The following is a 15990-nucleotide window of genomic DNA, read 5'->3' as shown; positions in this document are numbered from 1 at the left end:
ATCCCCGCAGGTGCATGCGCTACAAGCTCCACACCGCGATCATCACGGACGGCATTCTTGACAAGGCACCACCCAGCTAAACGCAACGGCGTTGCACCTGGCGGGACGCCACCCTCGACCCCCACGACGTCGAGGACTGCGCCGCTGATGCATGTGACGTGCCTGGCCTGGCTCTGCGGGACCGATGCGAAGCGGATTCCCCGGAGTCCGGTGTGGACCGGGCCTGCCGCGGCGCACCGACCATCGCCGACGGTGGATACCAGGGCACCGGCCTGCTCATCCCGCACCGCGAACGACGAGGTCAGACGCACCTCAGCACACAGCAGGAAGCGGAGAATGCAATCCACCGCCAGGCGCGAGCCCGAGTGGAACACGCCCTGTCGCGGTTGAAGAACTCGAAGATCCTGCGGGACTGCCGGCTCAAGGCCACGGCGTTTACCAGGCGATGCTCGGCATCGCCCGGCTCAACAACCTGGCCCTCACCGGATAACGCACACCCCGTACGGGACAACCTCTGGTCGGGACACTTCTGCCGATCGACCGGATCGCCGACGACGACCGTCTTTTTTACGCGGGCATCAAACACAAGAAGAACCGCATGAACGTGCAACCGACTCGAGGGCTGTCTCGTCTGGGACTCACCGGTCCTGGCCGGTGCCGTCCAAGGTGTCCAACCGCGCGCGAGCACGGCATCGTCGACACTCTCGCCGAGGCTGGCAGGACCTGCTGGGCGGACAAGGGCTACCGGAGCGCAGGCGGCACTCCGTCTCCCTTCCCGCGGCCGATGGGACAGCCTCTCCGCCGGTCAGCAGGCCGTCAACCGGTCCACGCGAAAGTCCGGGCGCTGGTCGATCCAGCCATCGCCACCCTCAAGTTTTGGCGCCCCTCCGCAGGCTCCGCTGCTCGACGACCCGGATCAAGAGCCTCGTCCAAGCCGTCCTCACCCTCCATCTAGCCATCTCAGACTGAGGATGGAAAAGGCCCAGTGATCTTTGGAGTCTCATTTCCCCAGGCCAGCGGCGTAGTGGGTTCATACATTGAAGCGGAACTCCACCACGTCCCCGTCCTGCATGACATAGTCCTTGCCCTCCATCCGCGCCTTGCCCTTCGCGCGGGCCTCCGCCACCGACCCCGTCTCCACCAGGTCGTCGAAGGAGATGACCTCCGCCTTGATGAAGCCCTTCTGGAAGTCGGTGTGGATGACTCCGGCGGCTTCAGGGGCGGTGGCGCCCTTCTTGATGGTCCAGGCGCGGGATTCCTTGGGGCCGGCCGTGAGGTAGGTCTGGAGGCCGAGGGTGTTGAAGCCGACCCGGGCGAGGGTGGCCAGCCCCGGCTCCTCGGCGCCGACCGACTCCAGGAGCTCCATCGCGTCGTCCTCGTCGAGCTCGGCGAGGTCCGCCTCCAGTTTGGCGTTCAGGAAGATCGCCTCGGCCGGGGCGACCAGAGCCCGCTGCTCGTCCTTGAAGCCTTCGTCGACCAGTTCGTCCTCGTCGACGTTGAAGACATAGAGGAACGGCTTGGTTGTGAGGAGGTGCAGGTCGTGCAGAAGCTCCTCGTTGCCGGAGCCCTGGACGATGCCCGCCGAGAACAGCGTGTCGCCCTTCTCGAGGATCTCCTTCGCCGCCTCGACCGCCGCGACCTTCGGGGCGATGTCCTTCTTGATCCGCGACTCCTTCTGGAGGCGGGGCAGGACCTTCTCGATGGTCTGGAGGTCGGCGAGGATCAGCTCGGTGTTGATCGTCTCGATGTCGTCCTTGGGCGAGACCTTGCCGTCGACGTGGACGACGTTCTCGTCCTTGAAGGCGCGGATGACCTGGCAGATCGCGTCCGACTCACGGATGTTCGCGAGGAACTTGTTGCCCAGGCCCTCACCCTCGCTCGCGCCGCGCACGATGCCCGCGATGTCGACGAAGTCGACGGTCGCCGGGAGGATCCGCTGGGAGGAGAAGATCTCGGCCAGTTTCGTCAGGCGCCCGTCCGGGACGCCGACCACGCCGACGTTCGGCTCGATCGTGGCGAACGGGTAGTTGGCCGCCAGCACGTCGTTCTTGGTCAGGGCGTTGAACAGGGTCGACTTGCCGACATTCGGCAGACCGACGATTCCGATCGTGAGCGACACGTTGCGACTTCCCGTAGTGAGAGGGCCAGGGGGCCAGTACCCGTCCTGGGCGGACCAGGGGCCGGCGGGCTGGCCGGACCCCCAGTTTACGGGCTGCCCGACCCCGCTCCGGCGGGCCTCTCGAACGCATGGCCAAGGTCTTTCCCACGGCGTGTCTCAGGGGCGATTCCGCACATAAACCGACCTATGTTGGTCCAGTGGAGCAACACAGGACCCGCCCCCCGTACAACGGAACGCGACGCGGAACCCCAGGAGCGCCGCTGCCCGCGCAGGCCCGCGGTGAGCGACGGCCGCCGGTGGCCCGCCGCCCCCCGCCCCCCGTGGTCCGGACGCTGCGACGGCTGCCCAATCCCCGGCTCACCGGGCTGGGTGGCGGCCTGTTCTCCGCCGCGCTGATGGTCGTGCTCGGCTGCCTCGACTCCCTGTTGTTCGGCTCGTCGCTGACGGTGTACGGCGTGCTGTTCGTCCCGGTGAGTGTGCTGACGGCGGTCTGGCTGCGCCGAGGCGATCTGCCGACCGCCCCGATCATCGTTCCGATCGCCTTCGCCGTCGGGCTCGTCCCGGTCGCCGACAGCAGCGGCGGCACCTCGGGCCGCCTGATGGGACTGTTCACCGCACTGGCCACCCAGGCGGGTTGGCTCTACGGCGGCACACTGGCCGCCGGCCTCATCGCGCTGGTCCGCAGGATCTGCCAGGTCCGGCGCAACTCGCGCTGACGAGGACCGGCGGTACGAGGGCCGACCGCGGCCGAGGGCGGCCACCTCGAGGACCGCGGACGAAACCGCTCCCTCGGGCCCGCCCCGCCCACCGGTGAACACGCCCGCGCCGGACACTGTCCCCCGCCCGGGCCCCCTACTCCTGCGCCGCCCGCATCGCCGCCCCCACGATCCCCGCGTTGTTCTGCAACTGTGCCGGGACGATCTCTGCCTTGATGTCCTCGATGTGGGGCAGGAACTTCTGGGACTTGCGGCTGACGCCGCCGCCGACGATGAACAGCTCGGGCGAGAAGAGCATCTCGACATGGGCGAGGTACTTCTGGACGCGGTGGGCCCAGTGCTCCCAGGTGAGCTCCTCGTCCTCCCTGGCCCTGCTGGAGGCGCGCGTCTCGGCGTCGTGGCCGTGCAGCTCCAGGTGGCCCAGCTCGGTGTTGGGGACGAGGACGCCGTCGACGAAGACCGCGCTGCCGATGCCGGTGCCGAAGGTGAGCAGGATGACGGTGCCCTTGCGGTCCTTGCCCGCGCCGAAGTTCATCTCGGCGACGCCCGCCGCGTCCGCGTCGTTGACGACGGTCACCGGCAGCCCGCCGAGCCGCTCGCTGAACAAGGCGCGCGCGTCGGTGCCGATCCAGCTCTTGTCGACATTGGCCGCCGTGCGAATCGTCGATCCGCCGGTGACCACGCCCGGGAAGGTCAGCCCGACCGGTCCCGTCCACCCGAAGTGGTCCACGACCTGCTTGACCCCGTCGGCGACGCCGTCGGGCGTCGCCGGGTGCGGAGTGAGCACTTTGTGGCGCTCCTGGGCGAGGTCGCCCTTGTTCAGGTCCACAGGGGCGCCCTTGATCCCGGATCCGCCGATGTCCAAGCCGAAGATCTGCATGGCCCTACGTTACGACGGACGACTGACAGTCACTCCCGCGAGGTCCCCGAAGGCCCCGACTTCCCCGTACGCTCCGCGACCAGCGCCGCCGCCTCCTCGCGCAGGTCGCGGCGCAGCTCCTTCGGCAGAGAGAAGGTGATGGACTCCTCGGCCGCCTTGACGAGCTCCACGTCGCCGTAGCCGCGCTGCGACAGCCACTCCAGGACCTCCTCGACGAGCACCTCCGGCACCGAGGCGCCCGAGGTCACGCCGACCGTGGTCACGCCCTCCAGCCAGGCCTCGTCGATCTCGCTCGCGAAGTCCACGAGGTAGGCCTCGCGAGAGCCGGCCAGTTTGGCGACCTCGACGAGCCGCTTGGAGTTGGAGGAGTTGCGGGAGCCGACCACGATGACCAGCTCGGCCTCGGCGCCCATCTGCTTGACCGCGAGCTGGCGGTTCTGCGTGGCGTAGCAGATGTCGTCGCTGGGCGGGGAGATGAGCTGCGGGAACTTCTCCTTGAGGGCGTCGACGGTCTCCATGGTCTCGTCGACCGAGAGGGTGGTCTGGGAGAGCCAGACGACCTTCGACTCGTCGCGGACCTCGACCTTGGTGACATCCGAGGGGCCGTCGACGAGGGTGATGTGGTCTGGGGCCTCGCCGGAGGTGCCGATGACCTCCTCGTGGCCCTCGTGCCCGATGAGGAGGATGTCGTAGCCCTCGTTGGCGAAGCGGACGGCTTCCTTGTGGACCTTGGTGACGAGCGGGCAGGTCGCGTCGATGGTGGCGAGCTTTCCGCTCGCGGCCTCCTCGTGGACGACGGGGGCGACGCCGTGGGCCGAGAACATGACGATGTTGCCCGGCGGTACCTCCTCCGTCCGTTCGACGAAGATGGCGCCCTTCTTCTCCAGGGTCTGTACGACGTACTTGTTGTGGACGATCTCGTGCCGGACATACACCGGAGCGCCGTACTGCTCCAGGGCTTTCTCGACGGCGATCACGGCGCGGTCCACGCCCGCGCAGTAGCCCCGGGGGGCGGCGAGCAGGACACGGCGGCCAGGCGAAGCGGTCATGCGTCCCATCGTAAGGCCGCGTTCGGCCGGCCAAAGATCGCGTGGTCGTGACCTTCCTGGGAGACTGACCGAGATGTGAAGGGCAGGACGGGCGAGGCACAATGTCCGGAACCGGCACGGCGGACCGTACGACCGAGGAGGAACCCGGCGATCTGCGGCGCAGCCTGGGCTTTCGGGACCTCGTCGTCTACGGGCTGCTCTTCTTCGCGGCCGTGGCTCCCGCGGGGTCTACGGCACCCTGGACGCCAAGTTGCACGGAGCGGTCGCCCTCGTCTACGTCATTGCCACCGTGGCGATGGCGTTCACCGCATGCGGTTACGCGCAAATGGCGCGATTCGTCCCTCAGGTAGAGTCGGTGTTCGCCTACGCGCGCCGGGCTCGGCAAGGAGGCCGGGTTCGGCGCGGGCTGGATGGCGATGCTGGACTACTTCCTGATCCCCGCCGTGGCGTACCTGTTCTCCGCATCTGTGGGGTGTGCGGGCGGCTGCCGGGTCGCCCTGGCGGGCGTGCTGCTCCCGAACGGATCCACCCGGTAGGTGCGGAGAAGTTCGCGCCTCCCGCTCCTCGTCCGGCATTCGGTGCGGCCTCCCTCGGTGGGGGAGCAACTGACCATGGCCCTGGACCCGCCCGGCTTCGCCGTTCTGGCCGCCGCGCGTAACTAGCCCGGTGAACGCATGAGGCGCCTCTCTGGGCCCGACCGTCCCGTCGGGCGCCTCGCCACGTAGGACACGGTCTTAGACCAGCAACGGTCCGCCGCACCGGTCGGCGCCCTCCTTCATGGCGATGAGGTTCGCGACCACATAGGAGATGTTGTTCTGGGAGTGCCACTCGGTCGGGAAGTAGGTGATCAGCCGTGAGTTCTGGAACCGGGCCTCGATTTCGGGCACGAAGGTGCGGTACTGGTTGTCCGTGTAATACCAGAAGGAGTTCTCGTTGTAGAAAGCGACGTGTGTGGGGTCCTGGTACGCGCCGCGGCCGTCGGAGCTGGGGGTCATGGTGAGGAGCATGCCCCCGGGTGCCAGCAGCCGGTACAGTTCGTTGATGAGCGGAACCTTCGCGGGCACGTGCTCGAGGAAGTTCACCGCCCGCATCAGGCCGACCGAGTTGTCGGGCAGGTCCAACTTCTCGGGCAGGGTCGCGATGATGTCCACGCCCTTCCCCGGATGCTGGTCCACGCCCAGGTAGCCGGGCGGCTTCTGGTGGGCCGCGCCGAGGTCCAGGGCGAGAAGTCCCCGCCGCTGGGTCCAGGCGAGGGCGTTGGCCTCGATGTACTTGTCGTACAGGGCGACCGTCTCGCGCTGGATGTGTGCGTTGATCTCCGGGTCGCGCTGGGTGTTCTCGGGGTGCATCCGCTGTAGGTACAGGCAGCGGTCGATGTGGTGGAAGTCGCCGATGTGGAAGAGGCGGCACATCAGGTCCTGGTCGTCCAGGACCGTACGGCTGGCGTCGTATCCGCCGGCCTTCTCGTAACTCTCCCTGCGAAACGCCCGTACGTGGTTGGGCGCGTACCAAATGTAGGCGACGTTGTGCGGCGTCGGAGCCATCGACCTGACCTGGAGCAGCTTGCGGCCGTCGACGCGCACCTCCTCGTACTTCCAGCCGTGCGCCTCGTTGAAGCGGTCGTCGTCCCGCTTCCCGTCCTCGGTGATCTGCGCGGTGTTGCTGTAGGCGAAGACGACGTCGGGATGCGCGTCGAACGCCTTGCCGAGCTCCGCCAGGCAGGCCTTGGCCAGGAGATCGTCGTGGTCGAGTTCCACGAGGACCTCGCCGCGTGCCAGTTCACAGGCCCTGCGCTTCGCGGCTCCGACGCCGTGGATGTCGTCCGCGATCTCCACACGCACCCGCTCGTCGGGTTGCTCCGGCCGCCATCGGGCGCCGCTGTTGAGCAGGACGATCCATTCCCAGTCCGGACAGGTCTGCGCCTGCAGGGTCGCCAGGCACTCATCGAGAAAACGGGGCCGGTGGCTGGGGGTGAAGACGGAGAACCTCGGTGTCGCGGTCGAAGTCATCCGGTGCTCCTTGCTTGGCTCGATGTCGGTGAGGGGGTTACGGAATCCCGGAAAGGTTTCGGTACCTGGGCATGGAGGGAGGGATCGGCCGCAACGGCACGACGGAACTCGTCCTCGGCCTCGTCGCCGCGGTCCTTCTCCGCCAGGATCTGGCCGAGTTGCAGATGGGCGGTGGCCGCCTGGGAATTGGTGGCGATGGCCCGCTTCAGGAGGGCGATGGCCCGCTCGGGCTCGCTCGACTTCAGCAGGACAGCCTCGTTGAAGAGAGCCGACGTGTACTTCGGATCGATCCTCAGCGACTTTTCGTACGCCGCACGGGCGTCAGTCGTCCTGCCGTCCTGTTGTGCGATGACGCCCAGGTTGTACCAGGCGACCTTGTTTTCGGGATCCATCTCCAGTACGCGACGATACGTGCGGGCAGCCCCGCGTGCATCCTGGTACTGCTGCTGCATAATGGCGGCCTGCAAAAGGGTGTCGGCCTGCTGGGCGTTCCGCTCCTCCGAGGCGGCCTTGGATTCCGGGGCCGTGGCCGACTGGGACTGGAGCCCCCAGACGGTCACCCCGGTGGCAACTGCCGCCACGGCGGCGAGCCCTGCCCGCAATCTCCTGCGTTTCACTTGGTCACATCTCATGAAGTCGGTGAGGGACGGGACGGATTTATCCGAACCGGCGCCATTTTCACCAACGTTGCGAGGAATTCCTCATAGCGCCGCCAGACGTGGGGAAGTTGGGGGGCACAGACCACCCGGATGTACGCATCAAAGGTGTGGTTCGCTGAGACCGGTATCGCGAATCTCGTGCTGTCATAGGGTTATTGGAGTCTGTGACTGGTCATTAAGGAAGCCCCCGGACTTTGCATGCTTGAGCTGACTCTTGACGCCTGCCGGTCGCACTGGACCATGGCCCCCCGTCGTGCACCGCGAGGCCGGTGAGATTTTCTCAGAGGCTGAGTTCAACGTCTCTGTGAAATCAGGCGTGGACCACTTCGAGTAGGCGCGGCCTTCGCCGGTAGGGAGTCACACCGGGTCCGGCAGGTCCATGAGCGCGAGTTTGGCCGGGTCGACCAGGGCGGTGATCTCGGTGATGTGGCCGTCGGCGACGGTGAAGGCGAGGAGGGAGAGCGGGGTGCCGTCCTTGCTCCAGGAGATGGCGCCGGGTCGGCCGTTGACGGTGGCCGCATGTCCTCGTGCCGCGCTGCCGGCCACTCGTGCGCGGGTGGCGACTTCGGTGGCTCCGAGCGTGACGAGCGTGCCGTTCGGGGTGTGGACGGTGAACTTCACTTCGGGGTGGAGGACCTGCAGCAGCTGCTCGAACTGACCGTCGCGGGCCGCGGCCAGGAAGGCTTGGACCACCTTGCGTTGTTGTCGTCCGGCGCTTGCCGGCTGCTGGGCGGCTCGTATTTTCCTGCGGGCGCGGCTGGCGAGCATTTTGCTCGCGTCGGCGGATTTGCTGAGAACGGTGCCGATCTCGCCGAAGGGCACGGCGAACACGTCGTGCAGCACGAACGCCACTCGTTCGTCAGGGCGCAGCGAGTCGAGGACCGTGAGCAGCGCGAGGCCGACGAAGTGCCCGAGTGTCACAAGGTCTTCCGGAGCGGGAGTGTCGTCGAGCGTCACGGTGAACTGGGGGAGCTGGTCGTCCAAGGGGGCTTCTGGGCGCGTCCGGCCCGACCGCAGAACATCGAGGCTGATGCGGCCGAGCACGGTGGTCAGCCAGCCGCCGAGGTTGTCGATGGTGTCGGTGTCCTGGCGGGGCAGACGCAACCACGCCTCTTGGACCACGTCTTCCGCGTCGGCATGTGATCCGAGCATGCGGTAGGCGACGGCTCGCAGCCACCTATGCGCGATACCGATCTCCCGCGGACGGTAAGCGAGCAGGTGATGAAGTGCCTTCGCTTCATTCGGCGGGCGATCGCGGCATCGGGTGCCGCCGGTGTGTGTCTCGACCGGGTTGGAGACGGATACGCGTTCGATATCAATGCCCAACGGATCGACCGTGCCTCGGCCTGTATGAGCGCGTGCTGGCGCTGTGTCGCGGCGGCGTGTACGACGGGGCTCGATGTATCGAGCTTCGCCTCGCATGCGGCGGCGCCGGAAGAGCAACGGGCTGATCCCGCGCCTTCTGCGGCACGCCGGGGCCACCCGCTCCGGGAGCGCGGAGTCTCACTTCCGATGACGGCCGTGCACGGCGAGGACCGAACCCGTGCGCGGACTCGAGGTCGGGCCGGGCCGCGCTGTTCGCCGGGCCCTGGAGGCGACCCTCAACGGCACGGTTCCGGCCCTCCACTCCCAGGCTGAAGCGTTCTCGGATGCCGAGGTGGGTGCTCCGTCCTGAGACAGTGTGTCCTTGGCGGTTGCTCCGACGGGAAATGGGGGACGCGACTTCTCATGGTCAAGGTTGCCGCGACCGAAGATCATGAGATGGCGCCGCAGCCGCGGCGGGAAGCTCGATGCCTGCCACCCGACAACGCCGTGTCCGCCGACCGGAGGTTGACGGCCATCAGCTTGGACCGCAACACGCTCCCGACGAACGCCGCCACCGTCCGTCCCACGGGGCGGCGCGCCTCGGGCACCGAAAGGGGACCCCCTTCACACCGCCGCCACCGACCGGCACGCCTCCGCGTACCCCCGCACCAGCGCCCGACCCCCGTCCTCCCTGCGCCAGGCCAGGACGTACCTGCTCGGCCCGATCCCCCGCACCGGCCGGGTGACCACCCCGCCCAGGGTGATCAGCGGGGCGTTCCCGGCGGCCACGAGGCAGACGCCCAGGCCGGCGACGAGGGCCTCGTACGTCTCCTCCGTGCCGGCGATCTCCGCGCCGACGCGGGGCGGGCGGCCGGACCGTTCGTCGAGGGCCAGCCAGAAGTCGCGCAGCGGGCCCGCGCTGGGCGGCAGCGCGAGGAACGGCTCGTCGGCCAGGTCGGCGAAGTCGACCTCCTCGCGCGAGGCCAGCGGGTGGGTGTCGGGGAGGGCGACCAGCCGGGGCTCCTCGGCGACCACGGTCCAGGCGTAGCGCTCCTCGTCGGGCAGCGGCAGCCAGACGAACGCGACCTCGGTCTCCCCGTCCGCCAGGCCCGCGGTCGGGTCCTGCCAGCCCATCTGCCGCAGTCGTACGACCGCCTCCGGATGGTCGGCCGTGAAGCGGGAGCGGATCGCCGGGAGCAGACCACCGCGGCCGGGACTGGTGCTCATGCCCACCACCAGCGTGCCGCGCCGCGCCGCCCGGGCCGCCGCCATCGCGCCCTCCGCCGCCGTCCAGGCCGCCAGCACCCGCCGGGCGTGCGGCAGCAGCGCCTCACCGGCCTCGGTGAGCAGCACACCTCGCCGGTCCCGCCGGAACAACTCCACGCCCAACTGCCGTTCCAGCGCCCGGATCTGCTTGCTCAGCGCGGGCTGCGACACCTACAGCCGCTCGGCCGCCCGCGTGAAGTGCAGCTCCTCGGCCACCGCCAGGAAGTAACGCAGCTCCCGTACGTGCACATCGGTAGTCATAACCATCGGTTATCAGCCCGGGTCTTGGACGGGCAACCGACTTCCGCAGCAGGCTGGACCGTGGAACATGACAGAAGAGGAGTCCTCATGAACAAGGTGTGGCTGATCACGGGCGCGAGCAGCGGGTTCGGCCGGGCGATCGCCGAGGCGGCCCTGGCCGACGGCGACGTCGTGGTGGGTGCGGCCCGCAGGCCCGAGGCGCTGGACGACCTCGTGGCCGCCCACCCCGACCAGCTGGAGGCCCTGCGCCTGGACGTGACCGACACGGCCGCCGCCGAGGCCGCCGTACGGGACGTGGTGACCCGGCACGGGCGGATCGACGTGCTGGTCAACAACGCGGGCCGGACCCATGTCGGTGCCTTCGAGGAGGCCACGGACGCGGAACTGCGCGAGTTGTTCGATCTGCACGTCTTCGGGCCCGCCGCGCTCGCCCGGGCGGTGCTGCCGTCCATGCGCGAGCGGCGGTCGGGCGCGATCGTGCAGATGAGCAGCATGGGCGGGCAGCTGTCCTTCGCCGGGTTCTCGGCGTACAGCGGGACGAAGTTCGCCCTGGAGGGCATGTCCGAGGCGCTCGCCGACGAGGTGCGCGAGTACGGCGTCAAGGTGCTGATCGTGGAGCCGGGCTCCTTCCGCACCGCGCTGTTCGAGACGGGCAGGGCGGGGGCCAGCGCCGACAGCGGGCTCTACGCCAAGGTGAGCGAGACCCGCGGGTTCGTCTCCGGCGGCGACGGCACCCAGGTCGGCGACCCCGCGAAGGCGGCGGCCCTGATCCGGGCCGCGCTCGACGCCGAGGAGACCCCGCTGCGGCTGCCGCTCGGCGACGACGCGGTGACCGCCGTAATCGACCACCTGGACGCCGTACGAACCGACGTGGCCGCCTGGGAGAAGAGCACCCGGGCCACGGGTTTCGACGACTGAGTGCCGGGTCGGCTCAGGCCAGGTCGAGCCGGATCGTCGCGCCGTCCGGGGCGCCGTGGACCTGCTGGGCGATCGGCCCGCGGATACGCATCGCGGTGACCGCGTCCTTGACCGCGAAGTTGTCGAAGTCGTAGCTGCCGCCGCCGACGAGGAACTGCAGCGGCACCAGCCGTTCGTTCGGCTCCAGCGGCCCGTTCTCGCGCTGGAAGGCGTAGGCGAAGGAGGCGGCGGCGTTGACGTCGGGATCGGCGAGCAGCCAGGCCGCCCAGGACTCCAGGCTGTCGCCGAGCTCGGTGACATCGGCGGTCTCGGGGTCGAAGCGGACCACTTTCTCGCCGCCGACCACGGCGAACTGGGTGCCGAAGATGTCCTGGCCGAAGCAGAACTGGTCGTCGGCCAGCCCGCCGTAGGTGTCCTTCCAGGCGTCGTCGGTGTTCCAGTGGAGCAGGTCGTGGCCGAGGCCTTCCTCGCCGACCCGGAAGACCTGCACCCCGGCGTTGAACAGGAAGAACCCGTTCATACGGGAGATCACCCGGCCGAGCTCGGCCAGCGGGCCGGTCTCGAAGCCGAAGTCCAGGTCGATCGCCGGGCCCAGCGGTCCGCGGGCCCGGCTCAGGAGCTGCTCCAGTGCGCTGTCGGTGCTCATGCGTTCGTCTCCGCTGCCTCGGGGCCGATCGGTCGGGTCAGATAGTGGGCGCGTACCCGCTCGGTCGCGACCGACCGCAGAGCGGGCTGGAGCACGGGAGCATCGGGGATCGCGTCCCACTTCGCGTACGGCCACCACCGCCCGTGCGCCGCCAGCAGCATGCTCTCACCTCGCGCGATGTCCCCCCGGGTGCCGTACCAGCCGGCCAGCCAGGTGCAGACCGCGAACTGCTCCGGGGTCTCACCGCTCGTCTCGGCCAGCTCGTGGGCGCGCTCGAAGTCGTTGACCTTGGCCAGGGCCTGCCAGACGACCCGCTTCTGACCGGCGTCCAGTGTGCCGAAGTCCCGCTCGACCAGGTCGGCGCCGATGACCCCGTCCAGCGGGCGGGCCGGGCCGCCCCAGTCCGCGTGGTTCGGCAGCAGCTCCTCGACCGGCCGTCCGGGCACCTCCTCGGCCAGCCACAGCAGGTCGTCGCCCAGTACCCGCCCCTCGGGGACGTGGGCGGCCAGGGCGGTCAGACGCGGCCCGGCCGGGACGCCGGCGTGGGCCTGGGCGGCCAGGAAGGCCACCCCGAACGGCATGTCCTGGTCGCACAGCTCACCGCCGAGCGGGCCGTCCCGGGTGATCAGGGCCTCGGCGAGCTCGGCTGCCTCGGCGAAACGGTCGTACCAGAAGAGGATCTGCACGGCGGCGGCCACGGCCTCCCAGGCGTCCGCGCTCCCGGCCGCCTCCGGGCCGGTACCCAGCTCCTGGAGCCGGGGCAGGAGTTCGCCGAACCTGCCGTGCCGGGCCTGGGCGATCAGCTCCTCGGCCGCGTTCATGGGAACTCGCTCCTGTCGTGCCGGTCATGCCGGGGGGCCTATCTGGTGGTGATCTTGATTCTGGTCCCGTCCGGGAGCCCGCGCAGGGCGCTGCCCATACTCGACCCCGAACCACCATTATCAGGCTGCGGTATGTACTTCACGCTGGCCCCGGCGCCGCCCTCCTTGAACATGGCCGGCGGGTACTCGTCGCGGTCGTCCGGCGGCCGGGTGTCGATGCCCCGCAGGGAGTTCGCCCGGTTGTCGTCCGCGTTGGGCTTGTCGATGGTCAGGACGGACGGCTTGGGACGGCCCTGGCGGTAGGTGTCGCCGCGCCAGATCTGGCCGCTCTGGGCCTCCTCGATGTGCGCGGCCGACTCCGGGTACTTGGTGCGGTTGACCACCAGCTCGGCGTCGTAGTCGCCGCGGACGCCGACGGCGTTCGACAGCTCGGTGCGGGCGTCGGCCTGCTGGACGAGCCGTTTACGGGAACCCGGCCCGGTCTCGCCGTGGTTCTTGGCGATCTTCTCGGCGAGCGCGGTGATCTCCCGCTTGTGGGCGTCGTCGGCGTCGGTGATGTTCTTGACCACCTTCTCCGTGCCCTTGCCGGCCTGCCGGTACATGTCGCTGACGGCGTGCGCGGCCTCCTTGCTCAGCTTGACGCCGATCTTCTTGGCCGCGTCCTCCAGCGCCTTGGCTATGGGATGGCTCAAGAGAACGACACCCCCGCCGTCGCCCTGGCCATCACGTCGGCGTGCCCGGCCACGTCGTCCGCGTGCGCGTGCAGTTTGGCCGCCATCTGTCTCATGCCTTCCGGATGCACCTGGAAGTAGGAGCCCGCGCCACCGCCGGAGGCGCCTCCCAGCGCCGCGTCGACCCCCTCGAAGACCAGACCGCGAAGGGCCCGCTCGACCACCGTCTCCAGGGGCGCGACCGCCTTGGCCGTGAGGTCGGCGACGAGCCGCCCCTCCAGCTCCTGGAGGATCCCGTTGACGACCCTCTTCGTGGCCTCGATCAGCAGGACCTCGGCGGCTTCGGCGGCACCGAAGGTCAGCACGGCCGCGGCCTGGTCGGCGACGAACTCGGCGGCCAGTACGCCCAGTTCGACGAGTACGGCGGTCTTGGCGGCGACGACGGCGTCGGCGGCGATCTCCAGCGCGACCGCCACGGCCCCGCAGACCTCGACGATCTCGGTCATGTGCGCGGAGGACATCGCGGTCCACCGCGCGGCCAACTGCCGGTAGGAGTCGGCGTCGTAGTGCTCGGCCAGCTCGCGCACGGTCGCCGTGGCCGCCTGGTGCGAGCTGTCGATGTTGCCGGCGAACGTCCGCACATGCCCGGCGAACTCGCGCACCTTGTCCTCGTTCACCTGAGGCCAGTTGACGCCGATCAGGTTCATCACCCAGACCAGCTCGTCAGGCAACTCGATGGCCACACATCCCCCGTTCGCCTGTGTGCCGACAGCAGTCAAAAACTGTAGTGGCCGTCGAACGGGGTTTCATTTAGCGAACTTATGGTCTGAGCAAAGGAATCACCACGGTGCGTCCGCCCGGTACCTGACCCGGTGTCATGTGCGTGTCGCCGAGCAGGAGATGGACGTAGACGCCGTGGTGAGGCGTACGCTCCGCCGGTTCAGCCCGTGCAGGGCCTCGTGCGCTTCCCGGCCCAGCCGTGCGCGTCGGCAGCCAGTCCGTCCGCCCACTCCTCCCGCACGGCAACTCCCGTGCCGGCGCGGCCGATTCGTCCGCCGGGAGCTCCCAGGCCGCCGCCGGCTCGGCCCGTGCCGTGCTCGCCGCCCCGTCGGCCAGGAGGGCCGGCAGCGGCCACACGCCGGCCGCCGAGAAGACCGTGCCCCCGGAACCGCCCCCGCCCGCTGTGGGTCCGTTCACCGCCCGGGCCGTCGCACCCGTAACTGCGTTCCGCCCCCGCCCGCCCCGCGCATACCATGCGCCCTGTCGTACGTCAGTTCCCCACCACAGCCCGAACCAGGAGCACGGTACCCGTGTCCATACCCCCGCCCCCTGGGCCACCTCAGCCCGACCCCGCCCAGGGGCCGTCCCCGGCCCCGGACCCGTACGGGCCGCCGCCGCAGGGACCGCAGCCGTATGGGCCGCCACCACAGGGGCAGCAACCGTACGGACAGCAGCCGTACGGACAGCCGTACGGGCACCCCTATGGTTCGCCGTACCAGGGCTGGGGCCAGGGCTACAGCCCCTACGCCCGCCCGAAGTCGGTCAACGGTCTCGCCGTCGCCTCCCTGGTCCTCGGCGTCCTGTGCTGCTTCCCGGCCGTGGGACTCGTGCTGGGCGTGATCGCGCTGGTGCAGATCAAGAAGAAGGAGCAGTCCGGCAAGGCTCTCGCGATCGCCGGATCGATCCTGTCGTCGCTCGGCCTCGCCCTGTGGGTGACCGCGCTCGCCACGGGAGGGTTCTCCAAGGCCTGGGAGGGGTTCAAGGAGGGCGCGACCGAGGGCACGGCCTTCTCGGTGGTCAAGGGCCAGTGCTTCGACGCGCCGGGGGAGTCCCTCGAAGGCCTCACCTACGACGTCGACGAGGTGCCCTGCGCCGGTGAGCACGAGGGCGAGGTGTTCGGCGAGTTCAAGATGACGGGCGCCGGCTTCCCGGGGGACGGCGCGGTCTCCGACGCCGCCGACGAGAAGTGCTACCCGCTCCAGGACGCCTACGTCATGGACACCTGGTCGCTCCCCGACGACGTCGACGTGTACTACTTCGGCCCCACCCGCCAGAGCTGGCGCCTCGGCGACCGCGAGGTCACCTGCATCTTCGGCAACACCGACGAGAGCGGCACCCTGACCGGCTCGCTGCGCGCCGACGCGACCACGCTCGACCCGGACCAGATCGCCCTCCTGAAGTCCCTCAACGCCATGGACACCGTGCTGTGGGAGGAGCCCGAGGACTACCCCGAGGACGACCTGCCCGGCTACCGGGACTGGTCGCGGGACGTGCACGACCGCCTGGACGAGCAGATCAAGGCCCTGCGCGCGCACGCCTGGTCGGCGGATGCCGACAAGCCGGTCGCGGCCCTGGTCAAGGACATGGAGAAGGCGCGCACCGAGTGGGCGAAGGCGTCCGCGGCGGCCGCCGCCGACGACGTGGACACCTTCTACACCCACTACGACAAGGGCTACTCGTACGTCGACGGCTCCAGCACGGTCACCGCACGCAAGGCTCTGGGGCTGGCCACCAAGCGGCCGTCGTACGACGAGGACCCGGGCGAGGGAGGCGGTGACTCGGGCAGCGGTGAACTCAATGTGTGAGGGCGCCCATAGCGGGGAGAAAGTGCCTGCGTAAAGCCCGCCACGGGCACATGTCATCACATCGAGTGATTCTCTGGCCTTTGCT

14 protein-coding genes and 4 pseudogenes are annotated in these 15990 nt (G+C 69.2%); 7 read left to right on the top strand and 11 right to left on the bottom strand.

Translation table 11 applies throughout. The annotated features are described in order from the left end of the window. Positions 1–239: 239 nt before the first annotated feature. Together AB0D34_RS32930 and AB0D34_RS32925 are read left to right on the top strand one after the other, a co-directional pair. Positions 240–490, top strand: a pseudogene (locus AB0D34_RS32930) (transposase family protein); the annotation flags it as partial. 24 nt (positions 491–514) lie between these two features. Beyond that, positions 515–969: pseudogene (locus tag AB0D34_RS32925) on the top strand (transposase family protein); the annotation flags it as partial. Between the two features lie 61 nt (positions 970–1030). Here AB0D34_RS32925 and ychF read toward each other — a convergent pair. After that, complete coding sequence (gene ychF / locus AB0D34_RS32920; RefSeq protein WP_362668222.1) at positions 1031–2119, bottom strand: redox-regulated ATPase YchF; 1089 nt, start codon at positions 2117–2119, stop codon at positions 1031–1033. A gap of 197 nt (positions 2120–2316) precedes the next feature. On the opposite strand from ychF, the gene AB0D34_RS32915 reads away from it, so the two are divergent. Beyond that, positions 2317–2835 (top strand): DUF6542 domain-containing protein, encoded by a 519-nt coding sequence (locus AB0D34_RS32915; protein ID WP_362668219.1) that lies wholly within the window; start codon positions 2317–2319, stop codon positions 2833–2835. Between the two features lie 136 nt (positions 2836–2971). On the opposite strand, the gene ppgK is transcribed toward AB0D34_RS32915, so the two are convergent. After that, positions 2972–3715 (bottom strand): polyphosphate--glucose phosphotransferase, encoded by a 744-nt coding sequence (gene ppgK, locus AB0D34_RS32910; protein WP_362668217.1) that lies wholly within the window; start codon positions 3713–3715, stop codon positions 2972–2974. Between the two features lie 29 nt (positions 3716–3744). After that, positions 3745–4773, bottom strand: coding sequence for a 4-hydroxy-3-methylbut-2-enyl diphosphate reductase (locus AB0D34_RS32905; protein WP_362668214.1), 1029 nt, complete (start codon positions 4771–4773; stop codon positions 3745–3747). Between the two features lie 92 nt (positions 4774–4865). On the opposite strand from AB0D34_RS32905, the pseudogene AB0D34_RS32900 reads away from it, so the two are divergent. Then, a pseudogene (locus tag AB0D34_RS32900) lies at positions 4866–5225 on the top strand (amino acid permease); the annotation flags it as partial. Between the two features lie 273 nt (positions 5226–5498). Here the strand turns inward: AB0D34_RS32900 and AB0D34_RS32895 are convergent. From AB0D34_RS32895 to AB0D34_RS32885, 3 genes are all read right to left on the bottom strand, one after another. Next, positions 5499–6773 (bottom strand): glycosyltransferase, encoded by a 1275-nt coding sequence (locus tag AB0D34_RS32895; protein ID WP_362668212.1) that lies wholly within the window; start codon positions 6771–6773, stop codon positions 5499–5501. Next, positions 6770–7390, bottom strand: coding sequence for a tetratricopeptide repeat protein (locus AB0D34_RS32890; RefSeq protein WP_362668210.1), 621 nt, complete (start codon positions 7388–7390; stop codon positions 6770–6772). The genes AB0D34_RS32895 and AB0D34_RS32890 overlap by 4 nt, the downstream gene beginning before the upstream one ends. A gap of 399 nt (positions 7391–7789) precedes the next feature. Next, positions 7790–8650, bottom strand: a complete 861-nt coding sequence (locus tag AB0D34_RS32885; protein WP_362668236.1) for a sigma-70 family RNA polymerase sigma factor — start codon at positions 8648–8650, stop codon at positions 7790–7792. Positions 8651–8975: 325 nt separating this feature from the next. On the opposite strand from AB0D34_RS32885, the gene AB0D34_RS32880 reads away from it, so the two are divergent. After that, positions 8976–9107, top strand: coding sequence for a hypothetical protein (locus tag AB0D34_RS32880; RefSeq protein WP_362668208.1), 132 nt, complete (start codon positions 8976–8978; stop codon positions 9105–9107). A gap of 254 nt (positions 9108–9361) precedes the next feature. On the opposite strand, the pseudogene AB0D34_RS32875 reads toward AB0D34_RS32880, so the two are convergent. Then, positions 9362–10270 (bottom strand): annotated as a pseudogene (locus AB0D34_RS32875) (LysR substrate-binding domain-containing protein). 81 nt (positions 10271–10351) lie between these two features. On the opposite strand from AB0D34_RS32875, the gene AB0D34_RS32870 reads away from it, so the two are divergent. Beyond that, entirely contained in the window at positions 10352–11182 is an 831-nt protein-coding gene (locus AB0D34_RS32870) for an oxidoreductase (protein WP_362668206.1), read from the top strand. A 13-nt stretch (positions 11183–11195) separates the two neighbouring features. Here the strand turns inward: AB0D34_RS32870 and AB0D34_RS32865 are convergent, their stop codons facing one another. From AB0D34_RS32865 to AB0D34_RS32850, 4 genes are read right to left on the bottom strand one after another with little or no spacing between them, the layout of a single operon-like run. Continuing rightward, positions 11196–11828 (bottom strand): SMI1/KNR4 family protein, encoded by a 633-nt coding sequence (locus tag AB0D34_RS32865; RefSeq protein WP_362668203.1) that lies wholly within the window; start codon positions 11826–11828, stop codon positions 11196–11198. Then, entirely contained in the window at positions 11825–12649 is an 825-nt protein-coding gene (locus AB0D34_RS32860) for a hypothetical protein (RefSeq protein WP_362668200.1), read from the bottom strand. Before AB0D34_RS32860 ends, AB0D34_RS32865 begins: the two co-directional genes overlap by 4 nt. A gap of 38 nt (positions 12650–12687) precedes the next feature. Continuing rightward, positions 12688–13341, bottom strand: a complete 654-nt coding sequence (locus AB0D34_RS32855) for a NucA/NucB deoxyribonuclease domain-containing protein (protein WP_362668198.1) — start codon at positions 13339–13341, stop codon at positions 12688–12690. Continuing rightward, positions 13338–14063: a hypothetical protein gene (locus tag AB0D34_RS32850; RefSeq protein WP_362668196.1), complete on the bottom strand. Its 726-nt coding sequence runs from the start codon at positions 14061–14063 to the stop codon at positions 13338–13340. The genes AB0D34_RS32855 and AB0D34_RS32850 overlap by 4 nt, the downstream gene beginning before the upstream one ends. A 567-nt stretch (positions 14064–14630) precedes the next feature. Between AB0D34_RS32850 and AB0D34_RS32845 the strand changes: the two genes are divergently transcribed. Then, positions 14631–15905 carry a DUF4190 domain-containing protein gene (locus AB0D34_RS32845; RefSeq protein WP_362668194.1) on the top strand — a complete coding sequence of 425 codons (1275 nt, stop codon included), beginning with the start codon at positions 14631–14633 and terminating at the stop codon, positions 15903–15905. Positions 15906–15990 lie beyond the last annotated feature (85 nt).

Origin of the sequence: Streptomyces sp. NPDC048420, from assembly GCF_040651535.1 — a bacterium.
Classification (GTDB): domain Bacteria; phylum Actinomycetota; class Actinomycetes; order Streptomycetales; family Streptomycetaceae; genus Streptomyces.
The sequence above is the reverse complement of the archived record's forward strand: the minus strand, read 5'-3'. Positions and strand labels throughout refer to the sequence as shown.